The following is a 16,340-nucleotide window of genomic DNA, read 5'->3' on the forward strand; positions in this document are numbered from 1 at the left end:
TGTATCCGATACGGTCGCGTATCGGATACAGCGGCGTATCCTGAAATCCGTCTGACTCTCCTCAGGAGGCCGCTCGTGTCCTCAGCGCTGTACTCGCTCGGCCGCTGGGCGGTCGGGGCGCGCCGGCTCGTCCTCGCCTCGTGGCTCGGGATCCTCGTCCTCGCGGGCGCGCTCGCCGGCCTCGTCGGCCAGGGGCTCGACGACGAGGTGACCATCCCCGGCACCGAGTCCCAGGCCGCGCTCGACCGCCTGGCGGCGACGTTCCCGCAGGTCAGCGGCGCCTCCGCGCAGGTCGTCGTCGTCGCCCCCGACGGCTCGACCATCGAGGACGACGCCGTCCGCGGCCCCGTCGCGGACGCGGTGGCCGGGCTCGGCGACGTGGACGGCGTCGCCGCCGTGACGTCGCCCTACGACGACACCATGACCGCGTCGATCAGCGACGACGGCGTCGCGACGCTCATGACGGTCCAGCTCGACGAGAGCCAGAGCGAGGTCACCGACGCCACGAAGGATGCGCTCGGCGACGTCGTCGACGACCTCGCCGCGGCCCTGCCCGACGGCGCGCAGGCCGCGCTCGGCGGCCAGCTCTTCAGCACCGAGTTCCCGACCCTCACCGTCACCGAGGCGCTCGGCCTCCTCGTCGCGCTCGTCGTGCTCGTCCTCACGTTCGGCTCGTTCGTCGCGGCCGGGCTGCCGCTCCTCAACGCCGTCGTCGGGGTCGGCGTGAGCATGGGGTTGCTGTTCGCCGCGACCGCCGTCGCGCAGATCAACTCCACGACCCCGATGCTCGCCGTCATGCTCGGCCTCGCCGTCGGCATCGACTACGCGCTCTTCATCGTGTCCCGGCACCGCGACGAGCTCGCCGCCGGGCTGAGCGTCGAGGAGGCCGCCGCCCGCTCCGTCGCGACCGCCGGCTCCGCGGTCATCTTCGCCGGCCTCACCGTGATGATCGCGCTCGTCGGCCTCGGCGTCGCCGGCATCCCGTTCCTCACCGTCATGGGCGTCGCCGCCGCAGTCGGCGTCGGCCTCGCGGTCCTCGTGTCGATCACGCTCCTCCCCGCGATGCTGGGCTTCGCCGGCGAGCGGCTCCGCCCGAAGGCTCCGCGCCGTCGTGGGCGTGGGCGACGGCGTGCGGGTGCGGCGTCGTCGGACCTCGACGAGACGACGAGGCGACGGACCGGACGAGCGGCGGGGGCGGGCTCGGATGCGACAGGGCGTCAAGCCGCGCTCGTGAACCCCCGCCCGGAAGACCAGGGTGACGGCGCGGCAGCCCCGAGCACCGAGGGCGCCCCCGCCGCGGACCCGACCCGGGACGTCTCCGACCCGACCACGACCGCGCACCGCAACCGGTTCTTCGCCGGGTGGGTGCGGACCGTCACGCGGGTCCCGCTGCTGACGATCGGTCTCGTCGTCGCGGCGATCGTGCTGCTGACGCTGCCGGCGCGGGACCTGCAGCTCGCGCTGCCCGACGCGGGGACGCTGCCGGAGGACAACCAGGCGCGCGTCACGTACGACCTGGTGTCCGAGCACTTCGGGCCCGGCTTCAACGGGCCGCTCATCGTCACCGGGACGATCGTCACGTCGACGGACCCGGTGGGGCTCATGGACGACCTGGGCGACGAGATCGCGGGCCTGCCGGGCGTCGCGGACGTGCCGCTCTCCACGCCCAACCTCACCGCGGACACGGGCATCGTCCAGGTCGTGCCGACGGGCGCGCCGGACTCGGAGGAGACCAAGGACCTCGTCACGGAGATCCGCGCGCAGCACGACCACTTCCTCGACGAGTACGGCGTGGACCTCGCGGTCACGGGCTTCACGGCGGTGGGGATCGACGTGTCCGCCAAGCTCGGGGCGGCGTTGCTGCCGTTCGCGTTCGTCGTCGTGGGCCTGTCGCTCGTGCTGCTGACCATGGTGTTCCGGTCGATCGCGGTGCCGATCAAGGCGACGCTCGGCTACCTGTTCTCGGTCGGCGCGGCGTTCGGCGTCGTGACGCTCGTGTTCGAGCACGGGTTCCTCGCCGACGCGCTGCACGTGACACGGCTCGGGCCCGTCATCTCGTTCATGCCGATCGTCCTCATGGGCGTGCTGTTCGGCCTCGCGATGGACTACGAGGTGTTCCTCGTCGCGCGCATCCGGGAGGACTACGTCCACTCCGGGAAGGCGCGGCGCTCGATCTTCACGGGGTTCCAGGCGTCGGCGAAGGTCGTCACCGCGGCCGCCGTCATCATGTTCGCCGTGTTCGTCGCGTTCGTGCCCGAGGGCGACATGAGCCTCAAGCCCATCGCGCTCGGGCTCGCGGTCGGCGTCCTCGTCGACGCGTTCGTCGTGCGCATGACGCTCGTGCCGGCCGTGCTCGCGATGCTCGGCGACAAGGCGTGGTGGATGCCGCGCTGGCTCGACCGCGTGCTCCCCTCGTTCGACGTCGAGGGCGAGGGGCTGTCCAAGGAGCTCGCGCTCGCGGACTGGCCGGAGCCCGGCAGCACGGACGCCGTCGTCGCGCACGACCTCGTGGTCGCCGGGGCGCACGGCCCCCTCGCGGAGCCGGTCACGATCCGCGTGCCCGACGGCGGGTCGCTCGTCGTGCACGGGACGTCGCCCGCGGCGGTGTCCGGCGTCGTGCTGGCGCTCGCCGGGCGGCTCAGGCCGGCCGCCGGGGCCCTCAAGGTGACGGGCCTCGTCCTGCCCGAGCGCGCGCTGAGCGTGCGTCGCCGCGTCGCGCTCGTCGACCTCGCGGCCGACGTCGCGGCCTTGCCCGGTGACGCTCCCGCGCCCGCCGCGCACCGCGTGCCCGCGGCGTCGAGCGTCGCCGCGCTGCTGCGCGAGGGCCCGCGGCTGCTCGCCGTCGTGGGGACCGACGCCGTCACGTCGCCCGCGGAGCGGGCGGCGCTGGCCGACGTGCTCGGGCAGGCCACCGCGAGCGGCACGGCGGTCGTCCTGGGTGCCGTCGGGCCCGCGCCCACGGACCTCGCCCCGCCCGGGACGCAGGTGCTCGACCTGCACGCTCCCGACCCCGCCCCCACGGTGCCCGCCCCCACCGACCCGGCGTCCGTCGTCGGCCCGCGCACCGAGGAGGTGCCCGCATGAGCGTCTTCCCGCCCGACACGGCGCAGACCGGACCGACCACCCCGGGCGCGCCGGCGCCTGCCCGCGCCCGGACCCGGGTCGACGCGCGACGCGTGTGGACCGTGGCCGCGGCCGTCGCGCTCCCGCTCGCCGTGCTCGGCCTGCTCCTGTGGGCGCTGTGGAACCCGCAGGAGCGCCTCGACACCGTGCAGGCGGCGGTCGTCAACCTCGACGAGCCCGTGGAGGTCGACGGCCAGACCGTCCCCCTCGGGCGCCAGCTCACGGCGGGGCTGGTGAGCGGCGGCGCGGCGTCGACGGACACCGGTCCGGTCGCCGTCCAGCCCGACGCCGGCACGACGAACTACGACTGGGTCGTCACCGACGCCGCCGACGCCGCGTCCGGGCTGGCCGAAGGCACGTACTCCGCCGTCGTGACCATCCCGGAGGACTTCTCCGCTGCGGCCACGTCGTTCGGCGGCGACGCGTCCGACGCGACGCAGGCCACGCTGACGGTCGAGACGGCACCCGGCGGGCGCGTCGTGGACGAGGCGCTCGCGCGCATCGTCACGACCACCGCGACCTCGGTGCTCGGCACGACGCTGACCGAGAACTACGTCGACGGCGTGCTCGTCGGCTTCACGACCCTGAACGAGCAGCTCGGCGAGGCCGCGGACGGCGCCGACCAGCTCGCGGACGGCGCGTCCCAGGCGGACGACGGCGCGACGCGGCTCGCGTCCGGCGCGGGCGAGCTCGCGACCGGCGCCGGAGCGCTCGCGTCCGGGGTCGGCGAGCTCGGCTCGGGCGCCGACCGGCTCGCGTCCGGCGCCGGTGACCTGGCGAGCGGGGCGCAGGGCGTCGCGACGGGATCGCGCCAGGTCGCGGACGGCGTCGCGCAGTCGTCCACGGGCGCGGGCTCGCTCGCCACCGGTGCGCAGGGGCTGGCCGACGGCGTCGCGGCGGTCTCGACCGGCGTGTCCGACCTCGCGACCGGGCTCGGCACGCTCGACGCCTCGATCTCTGCCGTTCCCCTTCCCGACGGCGGGTCGACGTCGCTCCCGTCGCTCGGGACCAGCCTCGCGACGGGGTCACGGGACGTCGCCGGCGGCCTCGCGCAGGTCGTCGCCGGGATCGAGCAGCAGAAGGTCCAGGCGGGGTGCGCGGCGGCCCCGACGTCGCCCGCGTGCGTGGCGCTCGACCAGCAGCTCGCCGCGCTGCGACCGCTCGCGGTGGGCGCGGCGGAGGTCGCGGCGGGGAACGCCGCCCTCGCCGGGGTGCCGTCGGGCGCGGACGGGCCCACCGGGCTCTACGCCCTCGCGGCCGGGGTCGACCAGGCCGCGCAGGGCGCGGACCGGCTCGCGACCGGGGCGGCGCAGGCCGCCACCGGGGCGACGGGGGTCGCCGGGGGCGCGCGCGACCTCTCGGCCGGGCTCGGGCAGCTCGCCGGCGGTGCGGACCAGGTGGCCGACGGCGCCGCCCGGCTCGCCGGGGGCGCGGGCGCGCTGTCGTCGGGGGCGGACGGCCTCGCGACCGGCGTCGGGGCGCTCGGGACGGGGGCCGACCAGCTCGCCACGGGGACGCAGGAGCTCGCGACGGGCGCGGGCGACCTCGCGGGCGGCGTCGGGCAGCTCGCGGACGGGACGAGCGAGCTCGCCCAGGGCCTCGGCGACGCGACGGAGCAGATCCCCTCGTACACGGACGCCGAGCGCGAGAACCTCTCCGCGGTCGTCGCGGACCCGGTGGCCGCTCCGGGCGTCGAGGACCTCGGCACCGGGTCGACCGGCCCGCTGTTCGCCGTCCTCGCCCTGTGGCTCGGCGCGCTCGCGATCTTCGTCGCGTTCCCGCCCGTGCCCGCGAAGCTGCTCGGGTCGACCCGGACCGCGGGGCGGCTCGCGCTCGCCGCGCTCGCGCTGCCGGCGGGGATCGCCGCCGCGACGGGCCTCGTGGTCGGCGGCGTCCTCGCCGCGGTCGAGGGAGCGAGCGTGGGCGGCTGGGTCGGCCTGCTCGCGGTCGGCGCGCTCGCGTCGGTGGTCTTCGTCGCGCTCAACCAGGCGCTCGCCGCCCTGCTCGGGAACGTGGGGCGGGCGATCAGCCTGCTCGTCGCGGTCCTGCTCGTCGCGACCGGCATCGTCGCGACCGTCCCTGCCGCGCTCACCGGGCTGCGCGACCTGCTGCCCGTGGGCTCGGCGCTCCGCCTGCTCACGTCGATCGTCGACCCGGGCGCGGCCGGGGGAGCGGGTGACGCCGTCGCGCTGGTGCTCTGGGGCCTCGCGTCCGTCGCGGTGACGACGCTCGTCGTCGCCCGCCGCCGGTCGGTCCGCGTCGAGCAGCTGCTCCGGGCCTGAGCCGGGTCTGGTGCCGAGCGCCGTGGGCGCGAGAGGATGCCTCGCATGACGCACGGGGGCACGGCAGCAGGACGACGGCGGACCGAGCGCGCGGGGCGCCTCGCGAGGGCGCTGGGGGTCGTCGCAGCGGTCGTCGGTACGGCTCTGCTCGTCGCGTGGGCGAACCGGTGGTACGTCGCGGAGATGTTCGCGCGCTCCGCGGGCGCGCCGGACGGCGCCGACTGGTGGTACGTCTACGACCGCCTGCGCCAGGCGCACGTGACCCTCGTCGCGGCGGTCGTCGCGCTCGGCGTCGCCGGGCTCCTGTGGGCCGTCGGCCGCCGGGCGAGGAGCCCGCGGCCGGGACCGGCCGTCGAGGCGCCGGGAGCCTGATCCCGCCGCGTCGCCGTCTGCGTCGGCGTGGCGCGGTGCGGGTGTGGGCGGCGGCCGTCAGACTCGCTCGGCAGGACGCGGACGGCGGGAGCCGTCCGTCGGGCGAGGGGACGGTGCACCGATGGACCAGCAGAAGGCACGGGAGATCAAGTCGCAGCTCGCGGACTACGCGCGTGAGCTCGCGGAGCGGTCGGGGCTGCCGGGCCGGTCGGGCACGGCGATCGAGGCGCGCGACGTGCCCGACGCTGCGGACGTCGTGCGCGCGCCCACTCTCGCGATCGGCCTCGCCCCGCACGACGACGGCGGGTACGCCATCGCGGTCCGGTACCGGCTGGGCGTGCCCACCGCGCGCAGCATCGCGCGCAAGGTCGCCTCGGAGGCGGGGGACACGGTCGACGTGCGACGTACGGGGCGGATCCGGCCCCTCGCCGCGGCGCCGGGTTCGGGGCGTGCGGGCGCCGACGGACCGGGCCTGCGCCCGCCGGTCGTCACGGCCTACGCGACCGGCGAGACCGGCCGGGTCCGGCCGCTGCGTCCCGGGGTCTCGATCGCCCACGTGGACGTCACCGCGGGGACGCTCGGCGCGTTCGTGCGCGTCGCCGAGCCGCCCGTGGTGGGCGCGGACGCCGCGTCGGTCTACGCGCTCTCGAACTGGCACGTGCTCGCGGGGTCGCCGTCCGCCCGGGTCGGGGACGTCGTCGTGCAGCCCGGCCCCGCCGACGGCGGCAGCGCGCCGGACGACCGCGTCGGGGCCCTCGCCGCGCTCGTCCCGCTGGAGGCGGGCGTCACGCAGACCGTCGACGCCGCCGTCGCGCTCCTCGACGACCCGACCGTGGACCCGGAGTACCCAGTCGGCCGGATCACGGAGACCGCGGTCGCGCTCGGCGGTGAGGCGGTCGGGAAGTCCGGCCGGACCACCGGCGTCACGACGGGGCGCGTCACGGCCATCGAGCTCGACGACGTCGTGGTGGGCTACGGCGACGGCCTCGGCGCGCTGCGGTTCGACGACCAGATCGAGGTCGAGTCGACGGGCGACGGGCCGTTCTCGCGCGGCGGCGACTCCGGGTCGCTCGTGTACCGCGAGGACGGGGTCGCGCTGGGGCTGTTGTTCGCGGGGTCGGAGACGGGCGGCGCGAACGGCACGGGGCTCACGTACTGCAACCCGATCGGGACCGTCCTCGAGCGGCTGGGCGCGACGCTGCTCGGGTGACGCCGCCCGGCACGGACTCCCGGCCCTGCCGCGAACGCCCCGACGGGCGCACAATGAGGTCGGGAGGTGGTTCGCCGTGGCGACCCTCGAACGAGCCCGCGAGGCCAAGGCCGCGCTCCGCGACGAGCTCGCGGGCCTCGACGGAGTGACCGGCGTCGGGATCGCCCGTGCCGACGCGTCGGGCGCGCCCGGGCGCGGCCCGCGGGCGACGGACGTCGTCGACGACTGGCTGCTGCGCGTGAACGTGACCTCGGACGACGTCGACGTCCCCGAGACCGTCGACGGCGTGGAGGTCGAGGTCCGCGTCGTCGGGGACGTCACGGCGTCGCGCGTCTGAACCCCGCGACGCCCGCGCGAGAGGGCCGGGGAGGGTCGCCACCCACGCCGCGGCCCGGCACCGCACCCCGTGGGCGGCACCGGGCCGGGTCGCCGGGTCACCGGTCGACGTGCTCACCGGGTCGACGTGCTCACCGGGTCACGACGCGCGGGCGTAGCGGGTGGGGTCGGCGTCGAAGAGGGGGCCGCACGACGAGCAGCACAGCCAGTAGCGGACGCCCTCGTGGTCACGGACGAGCCCGGCCGCCTCGGCGTGCGCCTTGACGGTCGTGCTGCCGGGCATGACGGGGCACTCGGCGAGGTCGTCGTCCGGCACGGAGCCGACCGAGGGTGCGGCGTGCGCGTGACAGGCGCCGGCCGGCTCGGGGCGGGCGTCGTCGTGCGGCGGGGCGTCGTCGTGGTGGTGGCACATGCGGGTCCTCCTGAGGGTCGGGACGGTCAGACGCCGGCGAGCTGCGCGGCCGGCGCGGTCGGGGTGGTGGCCGTCGGGTCCGGGCTCGTGGCCCGGCTCCGGAACGACCGCAGGCGCAGGCTGTTGCCCACGACGAAGACGCTGGAGAACGCCATCGCGGCGCCGGCGAGCATGGGGTTGAGCAGGCCGAGCGCGGCCAGCGGGATCGCGGCGACGTTGTAGGCGAACGCCCAGAAGAGGTTCACCTTGATCGTGCCGAGGGTCCGGCGTGACAGGCGGATCGCGTCGGCCGCGGAGCGCAGGTCGCCCCGCACGAGGGTGATGTCGGCGGCCTCGATCGCGACGTCCGTCCCGGTCCCCATGGCGAGACCCAGGTCCGCCTGGGCCAGAGCGGCGGCGTCGTTCACGCCGTCGCCGACCATCGCGACGACCTTGCCCTCGCCCTGGAGGCGGCTGACGACGTCGACCTTGTCGCGCGGCATGACCTCCGCGATCACCTCGTCGATGCCCACCTCGGCCGCGATCCGGCGTGCGACGGTCGCGTTGTCCCCGGTGAGGAGCACCGGGGTGAGGCCGAGCGCGCGGAGCTGGCGGATCGCCTCGGCGCTCGTGGGCTTGACCGCGTCGGCCACCACGAGGACGCCGCGGGCGCGCCCGTCCCAGCCGACGACGACGGCGGTGCCGCCCTGCTCCTCGGCGCGGGCCTTGGCGTCGGCGAGGTCGCGCGGGAGGTGCTGCGCCCACTCGGCGAGGAGCGACTCGCGGCCGACGAGCACGGCGTGCCCGTCCACGACGCCCTGCACGCCCGTGCCCTCGACGTTGGTGAACTCCGCGGGCACGGGGAGCGGGCCCACCTCCTGGGCGGCGCCCCGGGCGATCGCCCGGGCGACCGGGTGCTCCGAGGCGTCCTCGAGCGCCCCGGCGAGGCGCAGGAGCTCGGCGCGGTCGACACCGGTGCCCGTGACGACGTCGGTCAGCGTCATGACGCCCGTCGTCACGGTCCCTGTCTTGTCGAGCACGACGGTGTCCACGGTCCGGGTGGACTCCAGCACCTCGGGTCCCTTGATGAGGACGCCCATCTGGGCTCCGCGGCCCGTCCCGACGAGCAGCGCCGTCGGGGTGGCGAGGCCGAGCGCGCACGGGCACGCGATGATGAGCACCGCGACGGCGGCGGTGAACGCGGCCGATGCCGGCGCGCCGGCGCCGAGCCACGCGCCGAGGGTGCCGACGGCGATCGCGATGGCGACGGGGACGAAGACGGCCGAGACGCGGTCGGCCAGCCGCTGGACCTGGGCCTTGCCGGACTGCGCGTCCTCGACGAGGCGGGCCATCTGCGCGAGCTGGGTGTCGCCGCCGACGCGCGTCGCGCGCACGACGAGCCGCCCGCCCGCGTTGACGGTCGCACCGGTGACGGCGTCGCCCTCGCCCACCTCGACGGGCACGGACTCGCCCGTGAGCATCGAGGCGTCGACGGCGGACGTGCCGGCCACGACCGTGCCGTCGGTCGCGATCTTCTCGCCGGGGCGCACGACGAACTCGTCGCCCACGGCGAGCTCCGAGATCGGGACGCGGGTCTCGGCGCCGTCACGCAGCACCGCCACGTCCTTGGCGCCGAGCTCGAGCAGGGCGCGCAGCGCGGCGCCGGCCTGCCGCTTGGACCGCTTCTCGAAGTAGCGGCCCGCGAGGATGAAGGTCGTGACGCCGGCCGCGACCTCCAGGTAGACGTTCCCGGCGCCGTCGGTGGGGGCGACGGACAGCGTGAACGGGTGGGTCATGCCCGGCTCGCCCGCCGTGCCGAGGAACAGCGCGTAGAGGGACCAGAGGAACGCGGCGCTGGTCCCCACGGAGATGAGGGTGTCCATCGTCGCCGCACCGTGGCGCAGGTTGGTCCACGCGGCGCGGTGGAACGGCCAGGCCGCCCACACCACGACGGGCGCGGCGAGCACGAGGCTGGCCCACTGCCAGTACGTGAACTGGAGCGCGGGGACCATCGCCATCGCGATGACCGGGACCGAGAGCACGACGGCCCCGACGAGGCGCTGCCGCAGCGCGGTGAGCTCGGGGTCGACGTCGTCCGCCTCGTCCGGCGTCGGGACCTCGGGGTCCTCGACGCGCGGGAGCTGGGCGGTGTACCCCGTCTTCTCGACCTCGGCGATGAGCGTGGCCGCGTCGACGCCCTCCGGGACGGTGACCTTCGCCTTCTCCGTCGCGTAGTTCACGGTCGCGGTGACGCCCTCGAGCCGGTTGAGCTTCTTCTCGATCCGCATGGCGCACGAGGCGCAGGTCATCCCGCCGATCTCGAGCTCGACGAACGTCCCCGGCGGCGGGGCGGCCGATGTCGTCATGAGGTTCTCCTTCCGACCGGGCGGCGTGCCGCCCGGTGCAGGGTCGTCAGTGGTCGTGCGGGGTCGTGTCGTGGTCGGCCGCGGCGGCGTCGCCCGTCGCGTCGGCGGCGGGAGCGGCCTCGACCGTGAAGGCGGCGGTGCGTACCTGACCCTCGACCTGGAAGTCGAGGTAGAGGAGGTACCGGCCCGCGGTGGGCGCCTCGACGCCGAACGTCACGGTCGGGCCCGACACCTCGCCCGGCACCGCCTCGGCGCCCTCGGGGTGGGCGTGCAGGTAGGCGAGGTCGCCGTCACGGAGCGCGACGAGGTGACCGAAGGCGCCGAGGTACGGCTCGAGCGTCGTGACCGGCTCGCCGTCCCGCGTGACCTGAAGCGTCAGCCGCGAGACGGCCCCGGCCTCGAGGTTCCCCTCGAGCGCGACGTCGTACCCGTCGACCGACGCGGTGGTCGTCGGGGCGTCCGCCCGGACGGGCACGACGTCGCCCGCGACCTCGACGGTGCGGCTCAGGGTGAGCGGGTCGCCCCCGGTGGGGACGGCGTCGGCGTACACGCGGTAGGTGCCCGCGGCGTCCCACGTCCAGGGCACCGACCAGCGGCCTGCCTCGTCCAGCTCGGGGTGGGCGTGGCGGTAGTGCGCCCCGTCGGAGCGCACGACGACCAGGTGCAGGCGCTGCTCGTGCGCGACGGCGAAGTCGGTCACCGGAGCGCCCGCGGGGTCGGTCAGGGTGAAGGCGAGCTCGCCGGGCGTGCCCGGCGTCCGCGGCGCCTCGATCTCGCCGAGCGTGTAGCCGCCCTGCTCCAGGGACAGTCCGCCGATCATGTCCGCTCCTCTCGTGGTCTCCTGCGGGGGGTCGTCGCTCGTGGCGACGTGCTGCTCCGGCGCGTGCGCGGCGGGCGGATTCGGCAGCGCGCCCTCGGGGACGACGGCGCCCGCGACCGCGGCCGAGGCCACGAACACGACCCCGAGCCCGGCGACGTAGAGCCCGATCCGGGCGGGGGCTCTCATCGCACCCGCTCCGCGCTGTAGCCGGCCTCGTCGACGGCGGCGAGGACCGCGACGTCGTCGAGGGGCTGGTCGGCCGTGACGACGAGCCGACCGGTGGTCGCGCTGACGTCGATCGCGGTGACGCCGGGCACCTGCCCGACCTCCTCGCGCACCGACATCTCGCAGTGGCCGCACGTCATGCCGGTCACCTGGTACTCGATCTCGACGATGCTCACGACGTTCCTCCTCGGTGCTGATACCCCCATGGGGTATGACTAGGATGGCGAATATACCCAGAGGGGGTATCGAGGTCAAGGAGGAGAGATGCGCGACGTGGACAGGCCGGCGGACGTGGTGGTGGTCGGTGGCGGAGCCGCCGGGCACGCCGCCGTGACGACGCTGCGCGGCGAGGGGTTCGCCGGTCGCGTCGTCCTCGTGCACGGCGAGGAGGAGGCGCCCTACCTGCGCACCCTCGTCGACAAGGCGATCCTCCAGGGCCTGCTCACCGCGGAGCAGGCCGCCCTGCCCGTGCCGCCCGACGTCGAGCTCGTGCGGGCGCGCGCGACCGGGCTGGACCCCGCGCGGCGGGCCGTCGTCCTCGCGGACGGGCGCGAGCTCACCGCCGCCGCCGTGGTCCTCGCGACCGGCGCGGTGCCTCGCCCCGGCCCGGCCGTGGACCGTGTCCCGGCGCTCGCGGGCGCCGACGGCGGGGAGCCCCGCGTGGTGCACCTGCACACCGCGCGGGACGCCGTGCGGCTGCGTGCCCTGCTCGGCCCCGATCCCGCGCGGCGCACGGTCACCGTGCTCGGCGCCGGGTTCGTCGGGTCCGAGACCGCCGCCTGGCTCGCCGAGGCCGGCGCGACCGTCCACCTCGTCGCCCGCTCCCGGCTCCCGTTCGCCGGGGCGCTCGGGGCCGCGGTCGCGCGCGCCGTCGCCATGCTCCACGAGGAGCACCTCGACGCCCACCTCGGCCGCCGGGTCGAGGCGGTGACCGAGCATCCGGGCGGCGTCACCGTGCGCCTCGCGGGCGGGACGACCCTGGAGTCCGACCTCGCCGTCGTCGCGCACGGCACCGCGCCCGCCGTGCCCGGCACCGGCGGCGGCGTCGACGTCGACGACCGCCTCGCTGTTCCCGGCGCGCCCGGCCTGCTCGCCGCCGGGGCGGTCGCCGTCCACCGGGACCGGCGCGACCAGAGGTTCCGGACCGACCACTGGGACGCCGCCGTCGCGCAGGGTGCGCACGCGGCGCGCGCCGTCCTGCGCCGTCTCGTCGGCGGCCCGGACCCCGGCCCGTACGTGCCCGACGCCGGGTTCACTCTCGTGCTGCACGGCACCCAGGTCGCCGGGTTCGGCGTCGCCGTGCCCGGCGCGACCCCGGAGCACCGCACGCTCGACGGCGGCGGGCTGCTCACCGAGCTCCGCGTCGGGGGCGACCTCGTCGCGGCGGTCGGTCTCGGTGCGACGCGTGAGCTCCACGCGCTGCGCTCCGAGCTGCGCCGGCCCTGAGGTGGTGGCTCCGGGGTGTCTGCCTCGGGCGTGCTCGGGCGCGAGAATGGTCGCGTGACCACCGAGCGACTTCCCCGTGTCCGCGCGTCCGAGCTCGTCGGGCGCGGCTGGCTCAACACCGGCGGCCGCGACCTGACCCTCGCCGACCTGCGCGGCAAGATCGTGCTGGTCGATTTCTGGACGTTCTAAAGCATACCACCAAAGTGTCGTAGGATGTGTGGTATGACGACGCCCTCTTCCGCCGCAGCCATCTACGTCCGACGCTCGAGCGGAAGGGCCGGCACGAACAAGACGCTGTCGGAGCAGGAGCAGGAGGCGCGCAAGTTCGCCGCGAGCCAGGGCCTCGAGGTTGTGGAGGTCTACCGGGAGCGCGAGGGCACCGGCGCGAGCGCGCGGAGCGGGAAGGCTCGCCCCCAGTGGGAGGCGGCCCTGGCCGCCCTCGACGAGGGCAGCCGCTTCCACACGGTCATCGTCTGGGCGCTCGACCGGGCGGACCGGCGCGGGGCAGACACCCTCGGAGCGCTCCTCTCCCGGCACGCGGCGACGGGCCGGCGCATCCTCGGCCTCGACGGCACGGACACCTCCGACCCCCAGCAGCGCCTCGCCAACATCATCCGCGGCGAGATGGCGCGCGAGTACAGCGAGAAGCTCGGGGACAACATCGCGCGCACGAAGCGCTACCGGCGCGCGGACGGCCTCTGGCTCGGCGGCAAGCCGCCGTGGGGCCTGCGCAAGGGCGCCGACGGCAAGCTCGAGCACGACCCCGAGACGTACCCCGAGGCCCGCTCGGTCGCCGAGGCCCTGCTAGAGGGGAAGACCCTCTACGAGATCACCGGCGACCTCAACGACCGGAAGGTCAGGCTCGCGTCAGGGCACCCGTGGGGGGCCACGGTGACGCGCAAGGCGCGGGGCCGCGACGAGGACATCGAGACACCCCCGTTGAAGTGGCGCATCCCGACCCTGGCCGCCATCGTCCGCTCGCCGGGATGGGCTGGGCTCCAGAGCATCCGCATCCGCGAGACCCAGGCCGACGGGAGCAAGGGCGGCTGGCCTCATGTCGCCGAGGTCTACCGGCACCCCGAGACCGGCGAGCCTGTCAGCGTGGGGGAAGGCGTCATCACCCCGGACGAGCGGGCGCACATCCTCGCGCGCATCGAGGACCGGAAGAGGGGCGGGCGCACCGGCGCGGTCGGCGCGAAGCCCCGGGCGTCCCTACTGGGCTCGCGGCTCCGCTGTGCGGAGTGCGGCGAGCTGCCGACGGTGCACCGGACCTCGAAGTACAGCTACTACAAGTGCGGGTCGCTGGCGATGGGGCCGGGCAGGTGCGGCGGCTACGGGTGCCCGGAGGAGGACATGAACGACTACGTCGTCGGGCGCGCCCTGATCTTCCTCTCCTCGCTCGACCCGGAGGATGAGGTGACGCGGTCTGCCTTCGCCGCGTGGGCAGGGGAGGCGGACCCGGCGGTGCGCGCCGAGCTCACCGTGCGCGAGGGGGCTCTGGCGGCTGCCGAGGCGGAGCTCGCGAGAGTCCGGCGCCTGGCCGTCGTCGGGATCCTGACCGAGGAGGAGGCGGCCGCAGAGCTGCCCCGCCTGCGCGCGGCCGTGGGTGCCGCCAAGCAAGCCCTGACCGCGCGCTCGGAGAGCGACCTCGTGACGCCCGAGTCCCTGCGCGACCTCCAGTACCTCGCCGAGGCGTGGGACGACCTCGACAGGGCGGCGCAGCGCCGGATCATCGAGGCCGTCGTGCGCGAGGTCAGGGTCGTGAAGGCGCCCTACCGCGGGGCGCGGTTCTCCGGCCCTCAGCGGGCGATCATCACGTTCGTCGACGGCTCCACCTGGCCGCGCGACGGCGAGCTGGCAGAGCACCCGGGGCGCTCGCCCGAGACGCTCAAGAAGCTGGCGCAGCGGGAGCGGCGGGCGGCGCGCCTCGCGGCCGAGGGGTAGCCCTACCAGACCCTCTCGTTGTGGACCAGGACCGTGCGCTCGTCGGTGGCGGTCAGGCGGCGGGGATCGTGGCCGGCCAGCGCGAGCGCGCGGTTCACGGCGACGGGGTGGGCCTCGCGGAGCGGGGCCGGGATGGTGCGTCGGTTCTCTGCCTGCCAGCGGGCGAGGGCGGGCGTTTCCTTGCGGACGTGCACGTGCTGTCTTGCCATGCCTCCACCATGACACGACGAAAAGGCCGGGGCCCAATGAAGGGCCCCGGCCAGGGTCAGGGTCAGGCAGCCAGGCTGCGCAGGCGGTCAGGGCGGAACCCTGTCCAAATCTCCTGCCGCTGGCTTCCGTCGACGACGCGCTTCGCGACGACGATCGGCGCCTCCTCCGGCAGGCCCAGCGACCTCACGAGGTTGACCATCTGCGGGCTGTCCGCGGCGGACGCCTCGCCGTAGGCCAGGCCCAGCTTGTCGAGCTGGCGCTTCGTGGCGAGGCAGGGCTGGCACCCCGGGTTCGAGTAGACGGTGATCTCAGGCTGCGAGGTCGACTCCATCGAGGCCGATCTCCTCTCCGTTCAGGTACGTGGCGAGGTTGCACAGGCCAGCGGTCGATCGCTGGGAGACGGCCTCCCGGGAGATCCCGAGCACCGCCCCTGCCTCCTCCTGGGTCATGCCGGCGCCGAGCGTCAGGAGCAGGGCCTCGCGCTGGGCCTTCGTGACCTTCGCGTGCTCCCACGCCGCGCGGACGTCGGCGTAGTGGGCCATGTGCGTCCCGCTGTGCGACGGGTCGCTCTTCGCCCGGGGCATGTCCTCCTCGGGCCCGCCCTCGACCACCGGCGCCCAGGCGAGCGACGGCGTCCAGAGCGCCGGGAGGATCGTCTCGATGAGCCCCGGGGTGTAGGGCATCCCCTCGAACGCGGCCGGCGTGGGCTGGTGGCGGAAGCCCTCGCGGACCTCCTCCTGGTGGCGCTCGATCGCGGCGTCGAACTCCCGGTCGCGGCGGTCGAGCTGGGAGGCTGCCCACGCGCGCATCCGGGAGACGAGCTGGCGGGCCATGCTCTTGAGCCCACCGAGCTCCCCGCCGCGCACGCCGGGCAGCGACTCGCCGTAGGCGAACTGCTCGGCCATCTCGCGCGGGTGGGTCGCGATGTAGATCACGGCCTCCTGGAAGACGTCGTCCTCCTCGATGGCCGAGTAGCTGTTCGCCACCGACTTCGCCGCGCGCTCGGCTGCCCAGAAGCCGCGCTCCCCGACAGCGTCCCAGTCGACGGTCGTCGTGCTCATCCTTCGCGCTCCTCGCTCTCGGTGGGGGTGGACACCCAGGCGGTGCGGACCGGGCGGTCGGCGCCGATCGTGCGGATCTCCTCGACGTAGCCGTCGTCGTCGAGCGGGCGGCGCAGGACCCCCGCCTCGCCCAGCGCATCGACGGTGCGCTCGACCTGCCGCCAGTCGCCCAGGGGGCCGTCGGCGTGGTCGAAGATGGACTGCGTGACGTACTCGCGGTACTTCACATGCCACCTCGCGGGTGCTTGTGCGGGCGCTGGCTCACGGGCACCCAGAGCTCTCGGACGACCTCGCGCTGGAGGTTCGTGACGATCTCGACGTCGCCCTCCTCGTCGAGCGGCCGGCGGAGCATCGCCTTGCCGGCCAGCGCGTCGACCGCCGTCACGGCGTCGGACGGGCGCGCCCCGGCCTCGACGAGCACGTGCTCGACGTAGTCGCGGTACTTCATCGGGTGGTGACCTCCAGGACGGTCGCGGTCGCGTAGACGAGGATGAGCAGGGCGAACAGGTACAGGCCGGTGCTGGCGGGCTGGCGGCGCGCGGCGCGCGGGCGGG

The 16,340-nt window shown here is 75.5% G+C and carries 17 protein-coding genes; 8 read left to right on the top strand and 9 right to left on the bottom strand.

Annotated elements, in window-relative coordinates:
* Window positions 1-75 precede the first annotated feature (75 nt).
* From ABRQ22_RS14525 to ABRQ22_RS14545, 5 genes are all read left to right on the top strand, one after another.
* Window positions 76-3,084, top strand: a complete 3,009-nt coding sequence (locus ABRQ22_RS14525; protein ID WP_353707232.1) for an MMPL family transporter — start codon at window positions 76-78, stop codon at window positions 3,082-3,084.
* Window positions 3,081-5,405, top strand: a complete 2,325-nt coding sequence (locus ABRQ22_RS14530; RefSeq protein ID WP_353707233.1) for a YhgE/Pip domain-containing protein — start codon at window positions 3,081-3,083, stop codon at window positions 5,403-5,405. The genes ABRQ22_RS14525 and ABRQ22_RS14530 overlap by 4 nt, the downstream gene beginning before the upstream one ends.
* 45 nt (window positions 5,406-5,450) lie before the next feature.
* Window positions 5,451-5,777, top strand: coding sequence for a hypothetical protein (locus ABRQ22_RS14535; RefSeq protein WP_253052180.1), 327 nt, complete (start codon window positions 5,451-5,453; stop codon window positions 5,775-5,777).
* 121 nt (window positions 5,778-5,898) lie between these two features.
* Complete coding sequence (locus tag ABRQ22_RS14540) at window positions 5,899-6,987, top strand: hypothetical protein (protein WP_353707234.1); 1,089 nt, start codon at window positions 5,899-5,901, stop codon at window positions 6,985-6,987.
* Window positions 6,988-7,063: 76 nt separating this feature from the next.
* Window positions 7,064-7,324 carry a hypothetical protein gene (locus ABRQ22_RS14545; protein WP_353707235.1) on the top strand — a complete coding sequence of 87 codons (261 nt, stop codon included), beginning with the start codon at window positions 7,064-7,066 and terminating at the stop codon, window positions 7,322-7,324.
* Window positions 7,325-7,462: 138 nt separating this feature from the next.
* Here the strand turns inward: ABRQ22_RS14545 and ABRQ22_RS14550 are convergent, their stop codons facing one another.
* Genes ABRQ22_RS14550 through ABRQ22_RS14565 form a run of 4 tightly spaced genes read right to left on the bottom strand, consistent with a single transcriptional unit; the run spans window position 7,463 to window position 11,295 of the window.
* Window positions 7,463-7,735, bottom strand: coding sequence for a hypothetical protein (locus ABRQ22_RS14550; protein ID WP_253052186.1), 273 nt, complete (start codon window positions 7,733-7,735; stop codon window positions 7,463-7,465).
* A gap of 26 nt (window positions 7,736-7,761) precedes the next feature.
* Window positions 7,762-10,080, bottom strand: a complete 2,319-nt coding sequence (locus tag ABRQ22_RS14555; protein ID WP_353707236.1) for a heavy metal translocating P-type ATPase — start codon at window positions 10,078-10,080, stop codon at window positions 7,762-7,764.
* 46 nt (window positions 10,081-10,126) lie between these two features.
* Entirely contained in the window at window positions 10,127-11,086 is a 960-nt protein-coding gene (locus ABRQ22_RS14560; protein ID WP_353707237.1) for a heavy-metal-associated domain-containing protein, read from the bottom strand.
* A complete protein-coding gene (locus tag ABRQ22_RS14565; protein ID WP_253052511.1) occupies window positions 11,083-11,295 on the bottom strand; it encodes a heavy-metal-associated domain-containing protein in 213 nt (70 codons plus the stop codon). Before ABRQ22_RS14565 ends, ABRQ22_RS14560 begins: the two co-directional genes overlap by 4 nt.
* Window positions 11,296-11,389: 94 nt before the next feature.
* Between ABRQ22_RS14565 and ABRQ22_RS14570 the strand changes: the two genes are divergently transcribed.
* The 3 genes from ABRQ22_RS14570 to ABRQ22_RS14580 are packed head-to-tail and all read left to right on the top strand — an operon-like array spanning window position 11,390 to window position 14,515.
* Window positions 11,390-12,571 carry an FAD-dependent oxidoreductase gene (locus ABRQ22_RS14570; RefSeq protein ID WP_353707238.1) on the top strand — a complete coding sequence of 394 codons (1,182 nt, stop codon included), beginning with the start codon at window positions 11,390-11,392 and terminating at the stop codon, window positions 12,569-12,571.
* Between the two features lie 54 nt (window positions 12,572-12,625).
* Window positions 12,626-12,760 (top strand): hypothetical protein, encoded by a 135-nt coding sequence (locus ABRQ22_RS14575; protein WP_255437958.1) that lies wholly within the window; start codon window positions 12,626-12,628, stop codon window positions 12,758-12,760.
* Window positions 12,761-12,793: 33 nt separating this feature from the next.
* Window positions 12,794-14,515, top strand: coding sequence for a recombinase family protein (locus tag ABRQ22_RS14580; RefSeq protein ID WP_353707239.1), 1,722 nt, complete (start codon window positions 12,794-12,796; stop codon window positions 14,513-14,515).
* 2 nt (window positions 14,516-14,517) lie between these two features.
* On the opposite strand, the gene ABRQ22_RS14585 is transcribed toward ABRQ22_RS14580, so the two are convergent.
* The 5 genes from ABRQ22_RS14585 to ABRQ22_RS14605 form a co-directional block, all read right to left on the bottom strand.
* Window positions 14,518-14,724 (bottom strand): hypothetical protein, encoded by a 207-nt coding sequence (locus ABRQ22_RS14585; RefSeq protein WP_353707240.1) that lies wholly within the window; start codon window positions 14,722-14,724, stop codon window positions 14,518-14,520.
* 62 nt (window positions 14,725-14,786) lie between these two features.
* Window positions 14,787-15,056: a glutaredoxin domain-containing protein gene (locus ABRQ22_RS14590; protein WP_144721130.1), complete on the bottom strand. Its 270-nt coding sequence runs from the start codon at window positions 15,054-15,056 to the stop codon at window positions 14,787-14,789.
* Window positions 15,034-15,786: a sigma factor-like helix-turn-helix DNA-binding protein gene (locus tag ABRQ22_RS14595; protein ID WP_144721132.1), complete on the bottom strand. Its 753-nt coding sequence runs from the start codon at window positions 15,784-15,786 to the stop codon at window positions 15,034-15,036. The genes ABRQ22_RS14590 and ABRQ22_RS14595 overlap by 23 nt, the downstream gene beginning before the upstream one ends.
* Window positions 15,783-16,013, bottom strand: a complete 231-nt coding sequence (locus tag ABRQ22_RS14600) for a hypothetical protein (RefSeq protein ID WP_353707241.1) — start codon at window positions 16,011-16,013, stop codon at window positions 15,783-15,785. The genes ABRQ22_RS14595 and ABRQ22_RS14600 overlap by 4 nt, the downstream gene beginning before the upstream one ends.
* Entirely contained in the window at window positions 16,010-16,234 is a 225-nt protein-coding gene (locus tag ABRQ22_RS14605; protein WP_144721136.1) for a hypothetical protein, read from the bottom strand. The genes ABRQ22_RS14600 and ABRQ22_RS14605 overlap by 4 nt, the downstream gene beginning before the upstream one ends.
* Window positions 16,235-16,340 lie beyond the last annotated feature (106 nt).

Origin of the sequence: Cellulosimicrobium sp. ES-005 (genome assembly GCF_040448685.1) — a bacterium.
GTDB classification, from domain to species: Bacteria; Actinomycetota; Actinomycetes; order Actinomycetales; family Cellulomonadaceae; genus Cellulosimicrobium; species Cellulosimicrobium cellulans_G.